This window comes from Streptomyces sp. NPDC004539, assembly GCF_040610055.1.
GTDB lineage: Bacteria > Actinomycetota > Actinomycetes > Streptomycetales > Streptomycetaceae > Streptomyces.
Genome location: NZ_JBEXLS010000004.1, coordinates 141841 through 160541 on the forward strand (window position 1 = coordinate 141841; position 18701 = coordinate 160541).

The 18701-nt window shown below is 72.5% G+C and carries 14 protein-coding genes; 11 read left to right on the top strand and 3 right to left on the bottom strand.

From position 1 onward, the window contains the following. Window positions 1-99 precede the first annotated feature (99 nt). The 8 genes from ABZX85_RS10130 (at window position 100) to ABZX85_RS10165 (ending at window position 13279) form a co-directional block, all read left to right on the top strand. Window positions 100-1542, top strand: coding sequence for an acyl-CoA synthetase (locus ABZX85_RS10130; protein WP_355864470.1), 1443 nt, complete (start codon window positions 100-102; stop codon window positions 1540-1542). Continuing rightward, window positions 1539-2927: a carboxyl transferase domain-containing protein gene (locus tag ABZX85_RS10135; RefSeq protein ID WP_355864473.1), complete on the top strand. Its 1389-nt coding sequence runs from the start codon at window positions 1539-1541 to the stop codon at window positions 2925-2927. Before ABZX85_RS10130 ends, ABZX85_RS10135 begins: the two co-directional genes overlap by 4 nt. Window positions 2928-3042: 115 nt before the next feature. Beyond that, entirely contained in the window at window positions 3043-3465 is a 423-nt protein-coding gene (locus ABZX85_RS10140; RefSeq protein WP_355864476.1) for a CU044_2847 family protein, read from the top strand. Between the two features lie 9 nt (window positions 3466-3474). Further along, window positions 3475-5334: a trypsin-like peptidase domain-containing protein gene (locus ABZX85_RS10145; protein WP_355864479.1), complete on the top strand. Its 1860-nt coding sequence runs from the start codon at window positions 3475-3477 to the stop codon at window positions 5332-5334. Window positions 5335-5366: 32 nt separating this feature from the next. Further along, the gene (locus tag ABZX85_RS10150) at window positions 5367-6377 is read left to right on the top strand and encodes a MoxR family ATPase (RefSeq protein ID WP_355864482.1); all 1011 of its coding nucleotides are present in this window, start codon (window positions 5367-5369) and stop codon (window positions 6375-6377) included. Continuing rightward, window positions 6367-10410, top strand: a complete 4044-nt coding sequence (locus ABZX85_RS10155) for an SAV_2336 N-terminal domain-related protein (protein ID WP_355864485.1) — start codon at window positions 6367-6369, stop codon at window positions 10408-10410. The genes ABZX85_RS10150 and ABZX85_RS10155 overlap by 11 nt, the downstream gene beginning before the upstream one ends. Window positions 10411-10607: 197 nt before the next feature. Beyond that, a complete protein-coding gene (locus tag ABZX85_RS10160; RefSeq protein ID WP_355864488.1) occupies window positions 10608-11645 on the top strand; it encodes a rod shape-determining protein in 1038 nt (345 codons plus the stop codon). 5 nt (window positions 11646-11650) lie between these two features. Then, complete coding sequence (locus tag ABZX85_RS10165; RefSeq protein ID WP_355864491.1) at window positions 11651-13279, top strand: GAF domain-containing protein; 1629 nt, start codon at window positions 11651-11653, stop codon at window positions 13277-13279. A gap of 240 nt (window positions 13280-13519) precedes the next feature. Here ABZX85_RS10165 and ABZX85_RS10170 read toward each other — a convergent pair whose 3' ends face one another. The 3 genes from ABZX85_RS10170 to ABZX85_RS10180 all read right to left on the bottom strand — a co-directional run bounded on the left by ABZX85_RS10170 (window position 13520) and on the right by ABZX85_RS10180 (window position 16151). After that, window positions 13520-14614, bottom strand: coding sequence for an ImmA/IrrE family metallo-endopeptidase (locus tag ABZX85_RS10170; protein WP_355864494.1), 1095 nt, complete (start codon window positions 14612-14614; stop codon window positions 13520-13522). Window positions 14615-14684: 70 nt separating this feature from the next. Continuing rightward, window positions 14685-15344 carry a hypothetical protein gene (locus tag ABZX85_RS10175; protein WP_355864496.1) on the bottom strand — a complete coding sequence of 220 codons (660 nt, stop codon included), beginning with the start codon at window positions 15342-15344 and terminating at the stop codon, window positions 14685-14687. A 186-nt stretch (window positions 15345-15530) separates the two neighbouring features. Further along, a complete protein-coding gene (locus ABZX85_RS10180) occupies window positions 15531-16151 on the bottom strand; it encodes a TetR/AcrR family transcriptional regulator (RefSeq protein ID WP_355864499.1) in 621 nt (206 codons plus the stop codon). A gap of 80 nt (window positions 16152-16231) precedes the next feature. On the opposite strand from ABZX85_RS10180, the gene ABZX85_RS10185 reads away from it, so the two are divergent. From ABZX85_RS10185 to ABZX85_RS10195, 3 genes are all read left to right on the top strand, one after another. After that, window positions 16232-17155, top strand: coding sequence for an SDR family NAD(P)-dependent oxidoreductase (locus ABZX85_RS10185; protein WP_355864502.1), 924 nt, complete (start codon window positions 16232-16234; stop codon window positions 17153-17155). 485 nt (window positions 17156-17640) lie between these two features. Next, a complete protein-coding gene (locus ABZX85_RS10190; RefSeq protein WP_355864505.1) occupies window positions 17641-18051 on the top strand; it encodes a hypothetical protein in 411 nt (136 codons plus the stop codon). Further along, entirely contained in the window at window positions 18041-18700 is a 660-nt protein-coding gene (locus ABZX85_RS10195; protein ID WP_355864508.1) for a hypothetical protein, read from the top strand. Before ABZX85_RS10190 ends, ABZX85_RS10195 begins: the two co-directional genes overlap by 11 nt. The last annotated feature ends 1 nt before the right edge of the window (window position 18701 follow it).

Genomic DNA, 18701 nt, shown 5'->3' on the forward strand with positions numbered 1-18701 from the left:
GCGGCCAGTCCTACCCGTAGTACCCGTAGTACCCGGCCGCCTCCTCGATCTCGGCCGAACGGCGAACAGCGAACGCCGCACAGTTAAGGAGTACGACCCGTGTCCCCTCTCTTCCCCGCCCTCACCGACGATCCGACCGACCGGCCGGCCCTCGCCTTCGGCCCACGCTCCCTGACGTACGCGCAGCTCGCGGCGGCGGCCGGGGCCGTCGCGCAGCGGCTGGCGTGGGGCCGCCGGGTCGCGGTGTGGGCGACGCCGGAGCTGGAGACCGCCGTGGCGGTCGTCGGGGTGCTGCTCTCGGGCGGCACCGCCGTGCCGCTGAACCCGAAGTCGGGCGACAAGGAGCTGCGGCACATCCTGTCCGACAGCGCCCCTTCTCTGCTGCTGACCGCGCCGGGCGCCGAACTCCCCGAGGCGCTGCGGGAGTTCGAGCGCGTCGAGGTGGACGTCCAAGCCACCGGCACGCTCCCCGCCGACGGTTTCCGTCCCAACTCCCCCGCCCTCGTGGTCTACACGTCCGGCACGACGGGCCCGCCCAAGGGCGCGGTCCTGCCCCGCCGGGCGATCACCCACACCCTGGACGCGCTCGCCGACGCCTGGCAGTGGACCGAGGACGACGCCCTGGTGCACGGCCTGCCCCTGTTCCACGTGCACGGCCTCGTCCTCGGCATCCTCGGCCCGCTGCGGCGCGGCGGCAGCGTCCGCCACCTGGGCCGCTTCTCCACCGAGAGCGTCGCGAAGGAGCTGAACTCCGGTTCGACGATGCTGTTCGGGGTCCCGACGATGTACCACCGCATCGCCGAATCCCTGGCCGACGAACCGGAGTTGGTGAAGGCCCTCACGAACGCCCGGCTCCTGGTGAGCGGTTCGGCGGCGCTGCCCGTGCACGACCACGAGCGGATCGCGGCGGCCACCGGTCGCCGGGTCGTCGAGCGGTACGGCATGACGGAGACCCTGATGAACACGAGCGTCCGCGCGGACGGCGAGGCCCGCGCCGGAACCGTCGGACTCCCCCTGCCCGGCGTGGAGTTGAGGCTGGTCGAGGAGGACGGACAGACCATCGAGACGTACGACGCGCAGAGCGTCGGCGAGATCCAGGTGCGCGGTGCCAACCTGTTCACCGAGTACCTGAACCGCCCCGACGCGACCGCCGCCGCCTTCACCACCGACGGCTGGTTCCGCACCGGCGACATGGCGGTGCGCGACCCCGACGGCTATGTCCGGATCGTCGGCCGCAAGGCCACCGACCTGATCAAGAGCGGGGGTTACAAGATCGGGGCCGGCGAGATCGAGAACGCCCTCCTCGAACACCCCGGGGTGCGGGAGGCGGCCGTGACCGGGGAGCCGGACGCGGACCTCGGTGAGCGGATCGTGGCGTGGATCGTGCCGAGCGACAGTGAACACCGCCCGACCGCCGACGAGTTGGCCGACCACGTCGCGTCCAGGCTGGCCCCGCACAAACGCCCCCGCGTCGTCCACTACCTCGACGCCCTCCCCCGCAACGACATGGGCAAGATCATGAAGCGGGCCCTGGCCTCGTGACCCGCGCCTCCGCCCGCGAGATCATCGCCCTCGTCACCGACACGTTCACCGAACTCCCCCACCCGGCCAAGGAGTCGGCCCCCGACGGCCCGCTCGGCTGGCAGGGGTACGACGCCTCGCTCGCCCGCGCCGCCGAGCGCACCGGCGAGAGCGAGTCCGTGGTGTGCGGCACCGCCGACGTCGATGGCACCCAAGTCGTCCTGATCGCCTTCGAGTTCGGCTTCCTCGGCGGCTCCCTCGGCGAACGCACCGGCGACCGGCTGGAGTCCGCCTACCGGCACGCCCGCGCCCACCGCCTCCCGGTCGTGCCCCTCGTCGCCACCGGCGGCAGCCGTATGCAGGAGGGCATGCTCGCCCTCACCCAACTCCAGCGCGTGGCACGCGAGTCGGCGCTCACCCGGGCCGCCGGTCTCCCGCAGATCGCGGTCCTGCGCGACCCCACCACGGGCGGCGGCTGGGCAACCCTCGGTGCGGGCGCGGACGTGATCCTCGCGCTGCCGGGCGCCCAAGTGGGCTTCGCGGGCTCCCGAGTTCGGCCCCCGGACGCCGACCCGGCCGCGTACACGGCGGAGGCCCAGGTCGCGGCGGGTGCCGCCGACGCCGTCGTACGGCCGGAGGAGCTGCGGGAGACGCTGGGGCTGTGGCTGCGCCTGTTGGGCACACCGGCGAGCGGCGAGGTGCGGCCGACCGGCGGGGGCGAGCAGCCGCCGGCCGACGTCACGCCCCCGCCGGTCCCGCCCCGCCCCGCCCCTGTCCCCACCCCGCTCGGTGCCACGGACCTCCCGGCTACCGGCTGGGACGCGGTCCGCCGCGCCCGCTCACCTCAACATCCGCGCGCCCGCGCCTACTTGGACGCCTACTTCACCCACCGCGCCGAGATCAGCGGTGACCGCTGCGGCGGCACCGACGCCGAGGGCATCGTCTGCGGGTTCGGGGTGCGGGCGGACGGCCAGGTTGTCGCCTTCGCGGCGCAGACGGGCGCGGCGACCCGGCCCGCCGGGTACCGGACCGCCGTACGGCTGATCAGGCTGGCGGACCGGCTGGGTGTCCCGGTGCTGACGCTGGTGGACACGCCGGGTGCGGCGAACGACGCGGAGGCCGAACGGCAGGGCGCGGGGGCGGCGATCGCCGAGCTGTTCGGGGCCGTCGCCGAGGCGCGGACGCCGATCACGACGCTCGTCATCGGGGAGGGCGGCTCCGGCGGGGCGCTCGCGCTGGCGGCGCCGGGGCGGACGTGGGCGACACCGGACAGCTACTTCTCCGTCATCGCACCGGAGTTGGCCGCCGCCATCCTCAAACGGCCGTCGGCGGAGGTGGAGGCGACCGCTGATCAACTCCGGATCAGGCCGCAGGACTTGGCCGAGCTGGGGGTGATCCGAACGTGAGATCGGGCCTGTTCGGGCCGCCGGTGTTCACAAGAGGAACACGGAAGACGGGCGACAACCTCAAGTACCGTACGTAACAATGGGAGTGCACTAAGGCACGTCGGACGGGGGCGCCGTGGAAAGTCTCGTGGAGTTCAAGACGGAGGACGGCGCGGTCGTCGCCGTCGAGTCCGTCGACGCGCGGGCCGGGTCGCGGCTGGCGTCGCGGGACGGCAGCGTGCAGGCGGCGAGGACGTTCGAGGCCGCGCTGGACGGCGTACGGACGGCCGCGCAGTCGGCGCTGCGGGTGTTCCGCGACGGCGCGCTGAAACCGGACGCCGTGGAGATCGAGTTCGGCGTCAAGCTCTCCGCGGAGGCGGGCGCGATCATCGCCAAGGGCACCAGCGAGGGCCATCTGGTGGTGAAACTGACGTGGGGGTCGTCACCCTCCGACAACCCCGCAGCCCCCGGCAATCCAGCGGCCCCCGCCACCCCGGCCACCCGCGAGAACCCGCCTACCTCCGCCACCCCCTCCACCCCCGACACCCCGGCAGAGTGAACGTCGCCGATGAGAAGCGCCGCATGGCACGCCCGGATCGAGGCGTACGGAGAGGTCCTGGGCGCCGGTTTCCTCGTCACCCCTGACACCGTCGTGACCTGCGCCCACGTCCTGGACGGCAGGGCGGAGGGGCTCACGGTCTCGTTCACCGAGCGCCCCGGCACCGACCCCGTACCCGTACGACTTCTGGCCCACGGCGGCTGGAGCGCGCGGGCCGGGCACGACCGCGGGGATCTCGCCGTACTACGACTTGAGAGGGACGTCCCGGTCCCTCCCGGGGATGCCCCCATCGCCCCGGCCGCGCTCGCCCCGCCGGGCGCGGCGCACGGCAGGGCGGCGGACGGCGGTCCCAAGAAGCTCATCGTCTACGGCTACCCGACCGGTTTCGACGAGGGCACGATCGCCGAGTACCGGATCACCGCACCCCAGTTGATCAGCGACGAGTGGAACCAGGTGGAGTCCTGGCAGCAGGGCGGACAGCCGCTCGCGCCGGGTTTCAGCGGGGCCGCGGTCGTGCTCGCCGACACGGGCGAGGTCGTCGGGATGGTCACGGCCGCCGCCGGGGCGAGCGGGGTGTTCAACGGGCGGATGATGCCGACGGACGTGATGAAGCGGTACTGGCGCGACCTCGACGGCCTGATCCCGGTCGCCGATCACCGCCCGGCCGACCGGGCCCGGCTGTACCGGCTGGTGGAGCGGGCCGAGGCGGCGGGGACGGCCTGCGAGCCGACGCAGCTCTACAACGCCGTGCGCGACGCGTTCGACCCGAGACCGCCAGAAAACGGTTTCGACTCGTTACGGTCGGCGGCGCTGTTCGTGCTGTCGGAGCTGGAGGGCGAGGAGGCGGCGGGAACGGTGGCCCGGTTCGCGGAGCGGCTGGAGGCGCTGCTGACCGCCGCCCGGCAGGACACCTCCGGCGGGCGGGCCGCACCCGGCACCCACCCCTCGTCCGCCACGCACGTCACACCGGTCACATCGGTCCCACCCACCTCACCCGGCACGCCCGCCCCGCCTGTCACACCCGCCCGGCCCGCCGCCTCCGCCGAGGCCCCGCCCGAGTGGTCACCGATCCTCGTCGATCTGCACCACAGCGGCGCCGGGGACGACCGGGTACGGGTCGAGGTGTCGGCGTACAGCGGCGGGCGGCGGCATCAGATCGGCTCGGACACGGTGTCGAGGGACGGCCTGCCCGAGTACGTGCAGCGGCAGATCGAGGCCGCGTTCCCGTTCCTGACGCCGGGCGCGGACGAGCTGATCGCGTTCGCGCTGCCCCGCAACTGGCTCGACCTGCCGGTGGATCGGTGGCCGAGCGGCCCCGACGACGAGACACCGCTGGGCTGTTCGTTCCCGCTGGTCGTCACCGACCACGCGCGCCGCAGAAACAGCACACGCCATGTCCTGGCCCGGACGTGGAGCCGTCGGCTGGACGGCGCGGCGGGCTCGCCGGTGCACCGCGTCGAGTGCGGAAACGCCGAGGAGCCGGGGAAGTTGAGGATGAGGCTGCGGAAACCGGACGCCTGCCTCGCGGGCTTCTCCACCGCCCCGGCCGCGCCCCGCGCCCGCGCGCACTTCGACGTGACGCTCACCGCGCCCGCCCCGATCGTCGTCTGGTCCCGCGACGGCTGCGACAGCGGCCCCGGGGAGGAGTGCGCGGGCGGCGCCGGCTGCTCGGGGAAGACCTTCCTGGACCAGCTCGACTCCCGGGTGGCCGGTGTGCCGCCCGCCGAACTGCCGCGCCAGATCATGGAGTTGCGCGAGGAGGCGGCGGCCGAGGAGGAGCACTGGGCACGCGGCATCCAGCTCCTGTGGGACGACCCGCGGCTGTTCACCGACCTGCCCACGACCCACAGCCACTCGCCGGTGGCCTGACCGACCCGACACCCGAGAAGAGCCCAACTCGTATGCCTCACTGGTCTGTTTACACCGGCTCGAACGAACCCCACGCCGGTATCGGGAAGTTGCCCGACCCGCCGCCCTGGCGCGCGTTCGACGGCGCCCCCGTCGTGCCCGCGCCGCACGACGCGGACGACGAGTCGGCCGTCTCCCCGGACCGCGTGCACCGCGCCCGCACCTACGTCGCCACCCCGGAGAGCGTCGAACTCGTCAACGCCGCGCTGATCCTGCGCCGCCCGCTCCTGGTGACCGGCCCGCCCGGCACCGGCAAGTCGTCCCTCGCGTACGCGGTGGCAAGGGAGTTGGGGCTCGGCCCGGTACTCCGCTGGAACATCACCAGCCGCAGCACGCTCACGGACGGCCTCTACCGCTACGACCCGCTCTCCCGCCTGTACGCGGCCCGCAAGGACGACGCGTACGACGGTGTCGAGGACCATCTGCGCCTCGGCCCCCTGGGCACCGCCCTGTTGCCCTACCAGCTGCCGCGCGTCCTGCTGGTCGACGAACTCGACAAGAGCGACCTGGACCTGCCGAACGACCTGCTGAACGTCCTGGAGGAGGGCCAGTACGACATCCCCGAACTCCTGCGCGCCGCACGCCAGTCGGCGGACGAGGGCCCGACAGTGCGAGTCCTCGCGGACGGTTCCGAGTCGCCGGTGGAGATCGCCCGGGGCCGGGTCCGCTGCCGCGCGTTCCCGTTCGTGGTCCTCACCAGCAACGGTGAACGCGAGTTCCCGCCCGCGTTCCTGCGCCGCTGTGTGCGGCTGCGGTTGCGGCGTCCCGACCGGGCGCAGCTCGCCGAGATCGTCCACGCCCACCTCGACACCCCGGCCGCCGAGGCCGATCCGCTGATCGACCGCTTCCTGGAACGCGCCGCGAACGGCGACCTGGCGACCGACCAGCTCCTCAACGCCCTTTATCTGACCGGGGTCACGGGACTGGACGCGGCCTCCCGGGGTGAACTCGCGGAGCGGCTCATGCCCTACCTCGACGCGGTGGCGGACGCGGATGGACTCTGAGGCCCCCCTCGCGCGGCTGGCCGCCCTGCTGGGCGCCGCCACCGAGGGAACGGACGGACCGACACCCCGCGAGCTGGCCGAAGTGCTGTGGCTGGCGGGGCAGTTGGACGATGCCTCGGCACGCCCCCAGACCGCGGCCCCGGACCCGGCCACCACCCCGGACGCGCCCCCGAGCCCGACCGCCCCTTGGCCCGACCGGTCCGACCCGGCCGTCACCCTCCCTCCGGCACCCGCCCCGCCCCGCGTCCCCCTCCACCTCCCCACCCCCTCCCCCACGGAGACCAGAACTCCCGTCGGCGGCAGGCCACTTCGTATCCCGGTCCCGCCGATGCTCCCCCACCCGCTCACCCTCCAGCGCGCCCTGCGCCCTCTCAAACGCACGGTGCCGGCACCCCGCGCGGAGCTCCTGGACGAGGCCGCGACCGTCGACCGCATCGCCCGCCACGGCGGCGACCCGGCGGTCTGGCTCCCGGTGCTGCGCCCGGCCCGGGACCGCTGGCTGCGCCTGTGCGTGGTGCACGACACGGGTCCGACGATGCCCGTATGGCAGCCGCTGGTAAGGGAGTTGCACACTGCCCTCGCCCAGTCGGGCATCTTCCGCACGGTCTCCCTGCACTCCCTCACGCCCGACGGGCACGCGCGAGGCGTCACCGCCCCGGCCGACGGCCGCACCGCGATCCTCGTCCTCAGCGACTGCATGGGCCCGCAGTGGCGCCCCGGCCCGGACGGCGAGCGCTGGTACCGCACCCTGCGCCGCTGGTCGGCCCACGTCCCCCTGGCCGTCGTCCAGCCCCTCCCCGAACACCTCTGGCCGCCGACCGCCCTCCCCGCCGAGCCGGGCGTCTTCACCTCCCCGGCCTTCGCGGCCCCGGCCGCGTCCCTCACCTTCACTCCGTACGACCCTGATCTCGCCCAACCCTCTTTCGACGCCGTGCCGTTGGCCGTTCTGGAGCCGAGCGCGCCGTGGCTCGCCAACTGGGCGGCCCTGCTGACCGATCCGGGAGGCGCACGCGTCCCCGGTGCGGCGGCCTGGCTGACGGCCGCGCCGAACGTTCCGGAAGAGGCCGCGGACATAAGGGAGCTGACGGCTCGTGAGATCGTCCTGCGGTTCGAGTCGACCGCGTCGCCCGAGGCGTTCCGGCTGGCCGGCCATCTGTCGCTGGCCGCGCCCTCGGTGCCGGTGATGCGGCTCGTGCAGCACGCCGTGCAGGAGGAGCCTCGGCCCCAGCATCTGGCCGAGGTGATCCTCAGCGGGATGCTCACGACCGTGGAAGGGCCGGCCGGGTCGTACGCGTTCCGGCCGGGGGTGCGGGAGTTGCTGCAACGGACGCTGCCCCGGACCGTGCGCGGGCGTACGAGTGAATTCCTCGCGGAGATCGGGGAGTTGATCGACGAGCGGGCCGGGTTCGCTCCTGGGGCGTTCCGGGCGCGCGGTGGGAGCGGGGAGGGAGACGGGGAGGCGTTCGCGACCGTCCGGGGGGAGACCGTCGACCGGCTCGGAGGGGCGGCGGAGACCTCGCTGCTCGGCGGGCGGTACCGGGTGCTGGGGCGGCGCGGGCCGGGGCAGCGGGTGCGGGAGGCGGTGGACACCCGGACCGGGGAGCGGGTCGTCGTCCATCTGTATCCCGAACAGCCGGGGCGTCTGGGGCGGTTCGCGCAGGAGGCGCGAGCCCTGGCCGGGGTGCGCAGTCCGCATGTGGTGCGGGTGCTGGACCACGGCGTGGAGGGGCAGACTCCCTATCTGGTCGGGGAGTTCGTGGAGGGGGTGACGCTGCCGGAGCTGGTGCTGGGAAGCGGGCCCGGCGTGTCCCTCTCGGTGTACGCCGCGCTCGTGCTCGATGTCGGCAAGGGGCTCGACGCCCTGCACGCGGCTGGTCTGGTGCGTGGACAGGACGGCGGCGACGGCCTGTTGCTGCGTCCGGACGGCACCGTACTCGTCAGCCGGTTCGCGCTGGGGCGGGAGTCGCTGGGCAAGGGGGCGTCCGGGGACGTCGTCGAATTCCACCGGCTCACCGAGGAGTTGGCGAACCGCTCGCCGGAGGTGCACGAGTTCCGAGACCGATATCCGCAGCAGACGGCCGAGTTGCTCGCACGCGCCCGCACGTCCGACCGGCTCCAGATCCAGATGACCTCACCGATACTGGTCACACGGGGCTCCACCTCCCGGCTCGTCCACTCCCCCGAGTCGATGTCCGTGCTGGTCAAGCTGATGCACCACCGGGGCCGCCGGGTGACGTACGACGAACTGATGCGCGTGCAGCCGGAGTGGAATCAATCCCCGGGCCGTATCCGGGAGTTGGTCGCCGAGCTGGTCGTCGGCCACCTCGGTCCCAGCTCCGTCGCCGAGGTCACCGACGGTTTCGTCCTGCACCTCCCGGACGCCGAGATCCGCACCCCGCAGCCGCTGCGCTTCGAGTTCCTGACCCCGCTCACCCCCGAATCCCGCATCACTCTGGAGTACGCGGTCGACGAGGTCCTCTCCCGGGGCGGGCTCACCCCCGTCCAGTACGAGACCCGTGTCCTCCCGCAGGGCTACCGCGTCGACATCTCGCCGGACACCTATCTCGTCCCGCTCCTCGCGGCGGCCGTCCGCTGGCTCCCCGGCCCCCTCGCGGCCCTCCCGGACGCGCCCCGGCTCCACGTCACCTTCGGCGATACCCCCGCTCCCCCGCAGTCGCCCGCCCAGGTGACCGTCACCGTCGAGCCCGCCCTGTACGAGTCGTTCATCGAGAGCTCGGCCGCCTTCGGCCCCCACCGCTTCCGGCCCCTGTACGGAGAAGACCTCAACTCCCCGCCGACGGCCTGGTGTTGCCCGCTGCCGGCGCCCAGGCCCGAGGACGACGAGCGGGACCTGGTGAAGGGCCCGTACCTCACCCGGGACCTGCACGAGCTGCACGGCCCGGCGCCCGGGCGGACCGCCGTCGTCCACATCCTCCCGGACGCGCCCCTCACCCTCCTCAACCCGGCCCAGCCGTACGGGGGTCGGCGGCCGGGCCGGGCGACGTACTACGAGGTGGACCTCACCCCGCAGACCACAACGCGGGAGCTGCGCCTGCCCAGTTCGGGCAAGGTCAGGTTCGCGGCGTCCGCTCAGTTGACCTGGCGGGTGACGGACCCGGTGGCGTTCGTCCGCGCGGAGGTCCCCCGGGTCGCGGACGCGCTGTTCGCGTACGTCACCGACAAGGCGCCCGGGATCACCCGCCACCACTCGCACAACCGTCCCCAGGGTGCCGAGCGGGCTCTGGGGAAGGAGCTGAGGGCGTGGCCGGTGCCGGGGCTCCAGGTGCGCTGCGAGGTGCGGATAGTGCCGTACTCGCAGCAAGCGGTTGCACAACAGGCGGCGCCCGGGCTGACGGCGCTCCTCGCGGCGCCGACGGTGCTGCTCGGCTTCGACGGCCCGGTCACCCGGCTGTTCCCCGCCGCGCAGGCCCGTGCGGCGGCGCTCGCCCTGCTGGCGGTCGCGGCGGAGCACCGGGACCCCGAAGAGGCCCTGGCCGGGCGGCCGTTCGGGACGGCGCAGGCCCGGGACACCGTCGTCCACCCGCTGGACGTGCTGCGCGCCTTCGCCCGCGACCCCCTCGGGCCGCTGCTGCGGTCGCGACTCGACGAGCTGGAGCTGGCCGCCGTACCGGACGCGCCGACGACGCACAACGCGGTGGCGCTGATCAGGACGCTGCACGCGGCGGGTCGACGGGTTTCGGTAGTAACCGATTGCTGCGCGGAGGCGGTGCGGCGGTACGTGGCGCCGTACCGGCTGCCGCTGGCCGGCGTGTACGGGCGGGCGGACGACCCGGCGACCCTGATGCCCGACCCCGACGCCATCCGGCGGGCGCTCGGCGAGGACGCCGGGCCTGCCGTGTTCCTCGGCTCCACGGTCGCGGAGCTGACGGCGGCGCAGCGGGCGGGGCTGCCCTTCATCGGGCTTGCGCGCAACCGGACGGTGGAGCAGGGGTTGCGGGAGGCGGGGGGCGAGGTGGTGGTGCGTTCGCTGGCACCCGTGCTGGAGGCGGCGCGCGCTCTGGGGAACCCCTAAGGGATTCGGGCGGCCCCTTAAGGGTGACCCGTACGACCTTTAGGTGTTCCATACTTCCGGCAATTCACCGCAAATCATCCATTCGGCCGCTCCCTGCCCGGCCCATCCCAGCAGGCGCCCCCTCTCGCGCGCCCGCACGATGCGAAGGAGGCCGCCGACCGGCGGCCCCACGGTCGTGCTCTCGGGAGGACCTGTCCATGACCGCCAGCTTGGAGCAGTTGCGCCGCTGTCACTTCGCCGTCGACCTGGGCGCGGCGAGGACGCGGGTGTACGTGAAGGGGGCCGGGCTCGTCGTCGACCAGCCGTCGGCCGCCGCCGTGAACACCCGGACCGGCGCGCTGATCGCGGTCGGCGAGTTCGCCGAGAAGATGACCGGGCGCACGCCGGACTACATCCGCGTGGTGCGGCCGGTGTCGGGCGGGACGGTCGTCGACATCGAGATGGCCCAGCGGATGCTGCGCCACCTCCTCGGGGACAAGATCCGCCGTCAGCTGCGCTACAAGCCGCGCCTGCGCGCCGCCGCCTGCACCCCGCACGACGCCGATCCGCTGGCGCAGCGCGCGACGATCGAGACGCTGGTCGGGCTCGGGGCGCGGCGGGTGGAGCTGGTGGACACGCTGACCGCCGCCGCGATCGGCTGCGGGCTGCCGGTCGAGCGGCCCGAGGCCACGATGATCATGGTGTGCGGGGCCGCCGCCACCCAGGTCGCGGTGCTCTCCCTCGGCGCGATCGTCACGGCCGAGCGGGTGCCGGTCGGCGGCGTGGCGGTCGACCACGCGATCGTCCAACACCTGCGCCACCAGCACGAGTTGATCCTGCCGAGCCAGTCGGTGCGGCCGTTGCAGCTCGCGCTGTCCGGCAACGGCCTCTCCCCGCACGGCCCTTCGTCCACGGAGATCCACGGCAGGGACGTCGCCACGGGGCTCGCGCGCTGCGTCCAGGTGGACACGGCCGCCGTCCGGGACGCGATCGAGACGCCGCTGACGGCCGTACTCGACGGTATCGGGCGGGTGTTGCGCAACTGCCCGCCCGACCTGGTCGCCGATCTCGCGGACCGGGGCATCATGATGGTCGGCGGTTCGGCGCTGCTGCCCGGCTTCGACCAGATGCTCCGCGAGGCCACCGGCATGCCGGTGCACATCGCCGACCGGCCCGACATCTGCGCGGCCCAGGGGCTCGGCATGATGCTCGAAGGCCGCATCCAGCCCATGGAGTTGGCCCCGCTGGGCGCCTGAACCCGGTGCGGCTCGACGCCCTCCTGGCCATCGGCACCGACCTCGAACTCGCCACGACCGTACGGCACATCGTGGACGCGGCGGCCGAACTGACCGGTTCTCGCAGCGCCGTTCTGGAAACCGGCCCCTGCGACGCGCCGGTGCTGCACGTCCCGGTCGAGGGGTACGGCCGCCTGCATCTCGCCGGCGGCCGGCCCTCCCCCGCCCTCGACGTCCTCGCCGCCCGCGCGAGCGCCGCCCTCACCAGCGCCCACCTCTACGAGGCCGCCCGGCAGCGCGAACGGTGGATCGAGGGCGCCGCCGCCGTCACCACTGCTCTTCTGGGCAGCGGGAGTTCGAGCGATCCCCAGATGAACGCCGGCCCCCTGACGACCGCCAACTCCCTGACGTCAGCCGGCCTTCAGACGACCGCCGACCCCGATACGTCCGCCGACCCAGAGACGTCCACCGGCCCAGACACGTCAGCCGACCCCGATACGTCCACCGGCCCAGACACGTCAGCCAGACCCCGGACGACTGCCGACGCCCCCACGCCCACCGGCCCCCCGGCCTCCGCCACCAGCACCCCCCTGACCACCATCGCCGACCCCTTGATGACCGTCGCCGACCGCGCCCGCCTCCTCGCCGACGCCGCCGCCGGCGTCGTCCTCCAGCCGACCGCCGAGGGCGGGATGGAGATCGTGGCGGCGTCGACGTACGACGACCCCGGTGACATCGTCGGGACGACGATCCGGCCCGGGAGCGCCCTACTCGTCCAACTCCTGGGCGGTGAGCCGGTGTTCATCGACGACTCGGCGACCGACCCCCGGATGACCACGCACGTCCGGCACCGGTTCGGGCCCAGCATGATGCTGCCGCTCCAGGCCGACGGGCGTCTGATCGGCACCCTCGCGCTGCCGCGCCGGCACGGGGGACGGCCGTACACCGAGACGGAGAAGCGGCTGGCCGTCCAGTTCACCTCGCAGGCCGCGGTCGCCCTCCTCCTCGCCGACGCCCGGCACCGGCGCGAGCGGCTCGCGGTGTACGAGGACCGGGACCGGATCGCGCGGGACCTCCACGACCTGGTGATCCAGCGGCTGTTCGCGACGGGGATGATGCTTCAGGCGACGGGGAGGAGGGCGGCTGGGGGGAGGTGCGGGGGTGCGGGCCGGGGCGGTAACTGCGGGACGCACGAGGGCATTTCGGCTCGCGAGGACTCCGGAGAGGGGCGGGACAGAAGCCGTCGCGCTCAGGACGCCGTCCGGGATTCCGCCGAGGGCCCGGCGTGGCCCCCTTCCGGAGACGCCCGCGCCCGGGACGCCATCGACACCGCCGTGGCCGAGCTGGAGGCGACGGTCCAGCAGATCCGTACCGCCATCTTCCGGCTCCAACAGCCGCCCGCCGAACCGCCGTCGGGGCTACGGGCCCGCCTCCTGCGCGAGGCCGCCGCGACCCTCGGGACACAGCCGTCCGTCCGCTTCACCGGCCCGGTCGACGCGCTGATCCCCGACCACCTCGCCCCCACCCTCCTCACCGCCCTCCACGACTCCCTCACCGGCCTCACCGACCCGGACATCGAGGTACTGGCCGACGGGCGGCGGGGAGTGCGGCTGGTGGTGGACTCACGGGTGGTGTGGGAAGGGGCCGTGGAGTGAACTTCCCTGATTTTCATGGGGTGTTCGTACGCCGACGGCGCTGAGAGTCACGGCCGGCGAACCCCGCGTCAGGAGCAGTAACCGCGAGGACGATGTGCGCACCGCCCCCGAGGGAGCCGACTTCGACGGACGCCTCCGCATCAACCGCCCTACCCACGCTCGCCGTTGACCGGGAAACCATGGGGTCCTCGTCCAGGACGTAGCCCACGCGCGGAGCCGACCGTAACCGAAGACCGCGCTTCAGCGCACCAGGCTCAAGCCCCCAGAGCGTTGCCGGTCATGGCCGCGCTCATCATCTCTCTCCACGGCCACCGTCGCCATCCCGAACAGTAGCTGCCCCAACTCGTCCTCGGTGACGCCGAGTTCATCGGCGACGTCACCGAGGAGGACCCCCTTGGACCACAGGGCCTGGAAGACCTTGGTCAGGATCTGCGAGGTCTCCCGTTCCTTCAGGCCCTGGGGTTCGTCGGTTCGGTAGCCGCGCGCGCTCAGGTCCGCGCAGGTGGAGCGGTACTGCCAGTCGGTGAGGAGACCCAGGTCGTGCATGCGGTAGGTGAGCGCCATGGCGGAGACCTTCCAGATCCGCTTGCCCTGGATGATCTGGTCGACCCTGGCCCCGGACGGCATGTGGCCCAGAACACCGGCGGCCGGCATCAGGAAGGCGCTGGCGAAGTCGTTGGCCTGGCGCTCGGCCTCCGGCCCGGCGCACGCGCGCTCGCCGCCCGCGTGCATCACCAGGTGACCGAGTTCGTGGGCAGCGTCGAACCTGCCGCGTTCCACGGTCTTCATCGTGTTCAGGAAGACGAACGGGACGCTGCGCCGCCACACCGCGAAGGCGTCCACCTCAAGGGAGTCCGGCGGCAGGGAGAAGACCCTGACGCCGTGGGCTTCCAGCAGGTGCACCATGTTCGGCGCCGACGCGTTGCCGAGGTCCCAGCGGGTGCGCACCATCTCCGCGGCCGTCTCCGGGTCCGGCTTGCCGAGGGAGGGGAGGTCAGGTGCGGGGAGCCGGAAGCGTTCGTCGATCCAGTCGTACAGCTGAGCGGCGAGCGTGCCCGCCGCTCGCGCCGAGTCCAGTACCCGTGGCGGCGTCTTGGTCCGCGCCCGCCACGAGATCCCCTCCGCGGGCAGTTCGTCGATCTCGGCGCCGCTGAAGAACCGCTCGGGAAACGCCAGCGCGCCGGCGATCCGCTCGACCGTACGGGGGCGGGGAGACGTACGGCCCGTCTCGTAGTTCGACAGGCTCTGCAACGAGAGCCCGGTGCGTGCGGACAGCTCCGCGAGAGTCAGCCCCCGGCGCCGCCGGGCCAATGTGATGCGCGATGGGGTCACCATGGTGGGCTGCCTCGTTTGTCGATGGTGCGGGTGCGGCACTGGTCGAACAGTGCCGCACCAAGGCGGACGATCAGCGGAAGTCGACCGGGATGTCGATCTCGCCGGACCCATCCTCGTACGGCGGTTCGATTCCGTCCATTTCGTAGACGGGCAGCGGGATGCGCTCCCTCCACTTCTTCACATAGCCGTTCACTACGATCTCGGGCAGCGACAGCTCGCAGTGGATACGGACCTTGCCGTCCACCTCGACGCGGTGCGAGACGAGGAACCAGACTTGGAGTCCGGCGGCGTCGTCGGCGTCCAGGACCACCTCGCCGCGGCGCGTCGGAGCGGGGAAGAGTTCGAGCTGGGCGTTGACCTCGGCGACCTTCGAGGTGGCCGCTCCGCGCGGGTACCGGTTCCTCGAAGGAAGGGAGGGCTCCCCCGTCGCCGCGTCCCCGACCATGACGCCGAAGGCGATCGTCCGGTCCGGGTTGCAGGCCAGTTCCAGGTGATGGTGCGTGAGCGGCGCCCAGCCCTCGTACCGCTTGTGCAGATCCCGAATGATCCGGACATGCTCCTGATACGCGCGCGTGCCGGCCGTGTTGGCCGGGTGGTTCGGCGTCGCCGAGCGGCGGGCGACTTCACCGGCCCGCAGCGCCTCGTACAGGTACTCCGGCTTGGTGCCCAGGGCGGCAAGCCGGGCGTGGTGGTCGTCGGGCTGTTGCGCGGCAACGAGAAGCGCGGTCATTCACTCTCCGGAGTCGACGGGTGCGGCGCGATCTTATAAGAACGCGACCGCCGATGCGGTGCTGTTCTTATAAGCGTCGTAGCCCGTTCGAGCGTTACACACGTCACCGACCGAAGCCTCCGCTACCCCGGCGACCTCCGCGACCGACCAAAGACCCCCGCGACCGCCCAAAGACCGCCGCCCGGCTCAGGGGAGCGAAGCGGCCGTAGTACCGCCAGTCGGCGCACAGCCGCGCAGGACGAAGGCGACCGTGTCGTCGGCCGCCCGCTCGATCCGCCCGGAGGGAATCGCACCGGTCACCGCCAGAGCGGCCAGCCCTTGCAGGGCGGCGGTCAACGGGAGTGCCACACGGTCCACCGGACCCTCGCAGACCTCCCCCCGGCCCTGCCCGGCTTCGATCAGCTCCGCGGTCATGGCGCCGAGGCGCCGTCTGGCGGCGATCAGCTCGTCGGACGCGTCGGGGTCGTACTTGTACGCGTACATCAAGTCGTGCAGAGCCGCGTTGGCGACGGCGAATTCGAGGTATACGCGGGCGAGTGCGGCCAGCCGGTCCGCGAAGGTGTCGCCGGACCGTTCCAGCGCGGCGGCCAGCTCGGCGGTGAGGCGGTCGAACCCTTCCAGTCCCAACGCGTCCAGCAGCGCCTGCTTGCTCTTGAAGTGACGGCTCGGCGCGGCCGGACTCACCCCGGCCTCGCGAGCCAGCTCCCTCAGCGACAGCGCGCCCGGCCCTCGCTCACGGAGGGTCTGTTCGGCGAGGGCGAGCAGTGCCGTGCGGAGGTCTCCGTGGTGGTACGGACGGGTCTTCATGCAGGTCACCCTATCCCTGAGTAGTCAATGCCTACATAGTTATCATTGACTACATTGTGAGCATCGCATACATTCAAACCATGGCAGAGACACCCCCCACGTCCACCTGGGACTCCACCCGCATCCCGGACCAGACCGGCCGGCTCGCCGTCATCACCGGCGCCAACAGCGGCCTCGGCCACGAGACCGCGATCGCCCTCGCCGAAAAGGGCGCACACGTCGTCATGGCCGTACGCGACCTCGAAAAGGGGCGAGCCGCGGCCACTCTCATCACCCGGCGAGTGCCGAACGCCACCGTCTCCCTCCAGGAGCTCGATCTCGGCTCGCTCACGTCGGTGCGTTCGGCCGCGAAGGAGATCGGCGACCGGTACGGCGCGATCGACCTGCTCATCAACAACGCCGGCGTGAGCAGCTCCGACAAGCGGAGACGGAAGACCGAGGACGGCTTCGAACTGCACCTCGGCACCAACCACCTCGGCCACTTCGCCTTCACCGGACTGCTGCTCGACCAGATCCTCGCCGCACCCGCCTCACGGATCGTCACCGTGAGCAGCTCCACCCACCGGACCCGCGCGGCGGACCACTTCGACGACCTCCCCTGGGACCACGGCTACCGCGCGTTCGCCGCGTACGGACGCTCGAAACTGGCGAACCTCCTGTTCACCTACGAACTCCAGCGCAGGCTGGCGACGACCGGCACCATCGCCCTGGCCGCACACCCCGGAGGCTCCGCCACCGACCTGATGCGCAACACACCACGCCCCGTACAGATACTGAGCAGCCTCGTCCTGCAAACCCCCGAGATGGGGGCCCTGCCGACCCTGCGCGCGGCCACCGACCCGAGCGTCCTCGGCGGCCAGTTCTACGGCCCGAACGGCCGCGGCCAGATCCGCGGCCACCCCGAACTCGTGACCTCCACCGCCCGCTCCTACGACCTCGACCTCCAACAACGACTCTGGACCGCCTCCGAGGAACTGACCGGCGTGAGGTACTCCATCGCATGAAGCCTCGGCGAGCCGTCCCGGCTTCCCCGGCATGACCGCGACCGCTTGAAGTACCGCCCGGACTCCCCTCGGTTCCGGGAAGGTCCGTTGAAGAGCGGGCGCGGCCTCGGTCCGGCGTCCGCTGTGGCGCAGGCGGACCTCGCCGCGGCGCTCGCGGGAGACGGCACCGGACAAGGGGGCCAGTGGTGGGGTGCCGGCTGCTGAGTGCGTAGGCGACATGGCCTCGTCGGCTACGGTCCAGTCGGCCGTCACCGCGGTGGCCAGCGAGTCTCCGAGGCCACCGAAGAAGGCCATGCCGGGACGATCGCCCCTCCCCCTTCCCGAGCCCGGTCCTGCCGGCATGTCCCGTCCAAGAGCACCGGGTACCGGCCGGAGCCTCGTACACCAGGGCCGCTCCGCCTCGGAAATCTTCACGAGAACCGCCCCCGTCCAGCCGAGCGTCCTGATCTACCGTGTCGTGAGTCGCCTATGAGGGGGAACGGGCCATGGAACAGACAAGGACAGCGCTGGCCGAGCAGATCGCCGAGCGGAGAAGGGGTGTCGGTGACCCTCGTGCCCTGGTCGGCGAGATGCGACGTTCGGTTCTCCTGGTGCCGACGGCCGACGGCGGCCTCTGGTCGGCGCGGTCGGGCGGCGTGCGGTGGATCTGCGGGTTCACCGACGAGTCCGCGCTGGCCCGGTTCGCTCTGCACCACGGCCCCGGCGACCGGCCCATGGACTACGCGGCGCTCCTGGGCGCGCGCATCGTCGACGAGATCGTGCCGTCCCTGAACGAACCCGCCGGCCTCGCCGTGGACATCGCCACCGAGGACGGGTCGATGTTCTTCCCGCCGGTCACCGGCATCGTCCCGGACGGCGCCGCCGTCGACGAGGGGGCCCACGGCCATGGGCGGTGACGGAATGGACGTCCAGTTCGACAAGGCGTCCGTGGCGAAGTTCACCCAGGGCGTCGGCGCGACCATCGACGAGCTCGGCGACCTCGGCGGCCCCACCGGCTCGGTCCTCGGCAAGGGCTTCTCGGAGCTGTCCATGACGGGCATGGAAACCGGCCACCACGGCCTCTCGGTCGACTTCGAGGACTTCTGCGAGCGCTGGGAGTGGGGTGTACGCGCCCTGGTGGGCGACGCCAGCGCGCTCGCGAACCGGCTGGGCCTGGCGGCGGGCACCCAGTGGGAGAACGACCAGTACGTGGCGGGTTCACTGAAGGTGGGCGTCAACTCCCTGATGGGCGGCAATCCGCACGCCACCGAGGAGGAGATCGCCCAGCAGAACTGGGGCGACGTGTTCACGCCGGACTACCTGAACCCCGACTGGAGCGGCGAGTCCTTCGACAAGGCCGGTCAGGACATTAAGCAGACGTGGCAGGACACCGGCCGCACACTCCTCACCGAAGGGCAGGGCGGTCAGCGGTCGGAGGTGCTCAAAGACACGCTCGGGATTTCCGACGGCGAGTGGAACCAGGCGCTGGACGACACCTTCGGACCGTCGCCGGAGGAACGCACCCAGCAGGAGCAGACACAACAGGGTGAGTCCGGGGGCAACTGAC

Coding starts and splice junctions, on each gene's coding strand:
- ABZX85_RS10145 (WP_355864479.1), top strand. CDS start 3,475: ATGAGAAGCGCCGCATGGCACGCCCGGATCGAGGCGTACGGAGAGGTC.
- ABZX85_RS10150 (WP_355864482.1), top strand. CDS start 5,367: ATGCCTCACTGGTCTGTTTACACCGGCTCGAACGAACCCCACGCCGGT.
- ABZX85_RS10155 (WP_355864485.1), top strand. CDS start 6,367: ATGGACTCTGAGGCCCCCCTCGCGCGGCTGGCCGCCCTGCTGGGCGCC.
- ABZX85_RS10160 (WP_355864488.1), top strand. CDS start 10,608: ATGACCGCCAGCTTGGAGCAGTTGCGCCGCTGTCACTTCGCCGTCGAC.
- ABZX85_RS10170 (WP_355864494.1), bottom strand. CDS start 14,614: ATGGTGACCCCATCGCGCATCACATTGGCCCGGCGGCGCCGGGGGCTG.
- ABZX85_RS10175 (WP_355864496.1), bottom strand. CDS start 15,344: ATGACCGCGCTTCTCGTTGCCGCGCAACAGCCCGACGACCACCACGCC.
- ABZX85_RS10180 (WP_355864499.1), bottom strand. CDS start 16,151: ATGAAGACCCGTCCGTACCACCACGGAGACCTCCGCACGGCACTGCTC.
- ABZX85_RS10185 (WP_355864502.1), top strand. CDS start 16,232: ATGGCAGAGACACCCCCCACGTCCACCTGGGACTCCACCCGCATCCCG.
- ABZX85_RS10190 (WP_355864505.1), top strand. CDS start 17,641: ATGGAACAGACAAGGACAGCGCTGGCCGAGCAGATCGCCGAGCGGAGA.
- ABZX85_RS10195 (WP_355864508.1), top strand. CDS start 18,041: ATGGGCGGTGACGGAATGGACGTCCAGTTCGACAAGGCGTCCGTGGCG.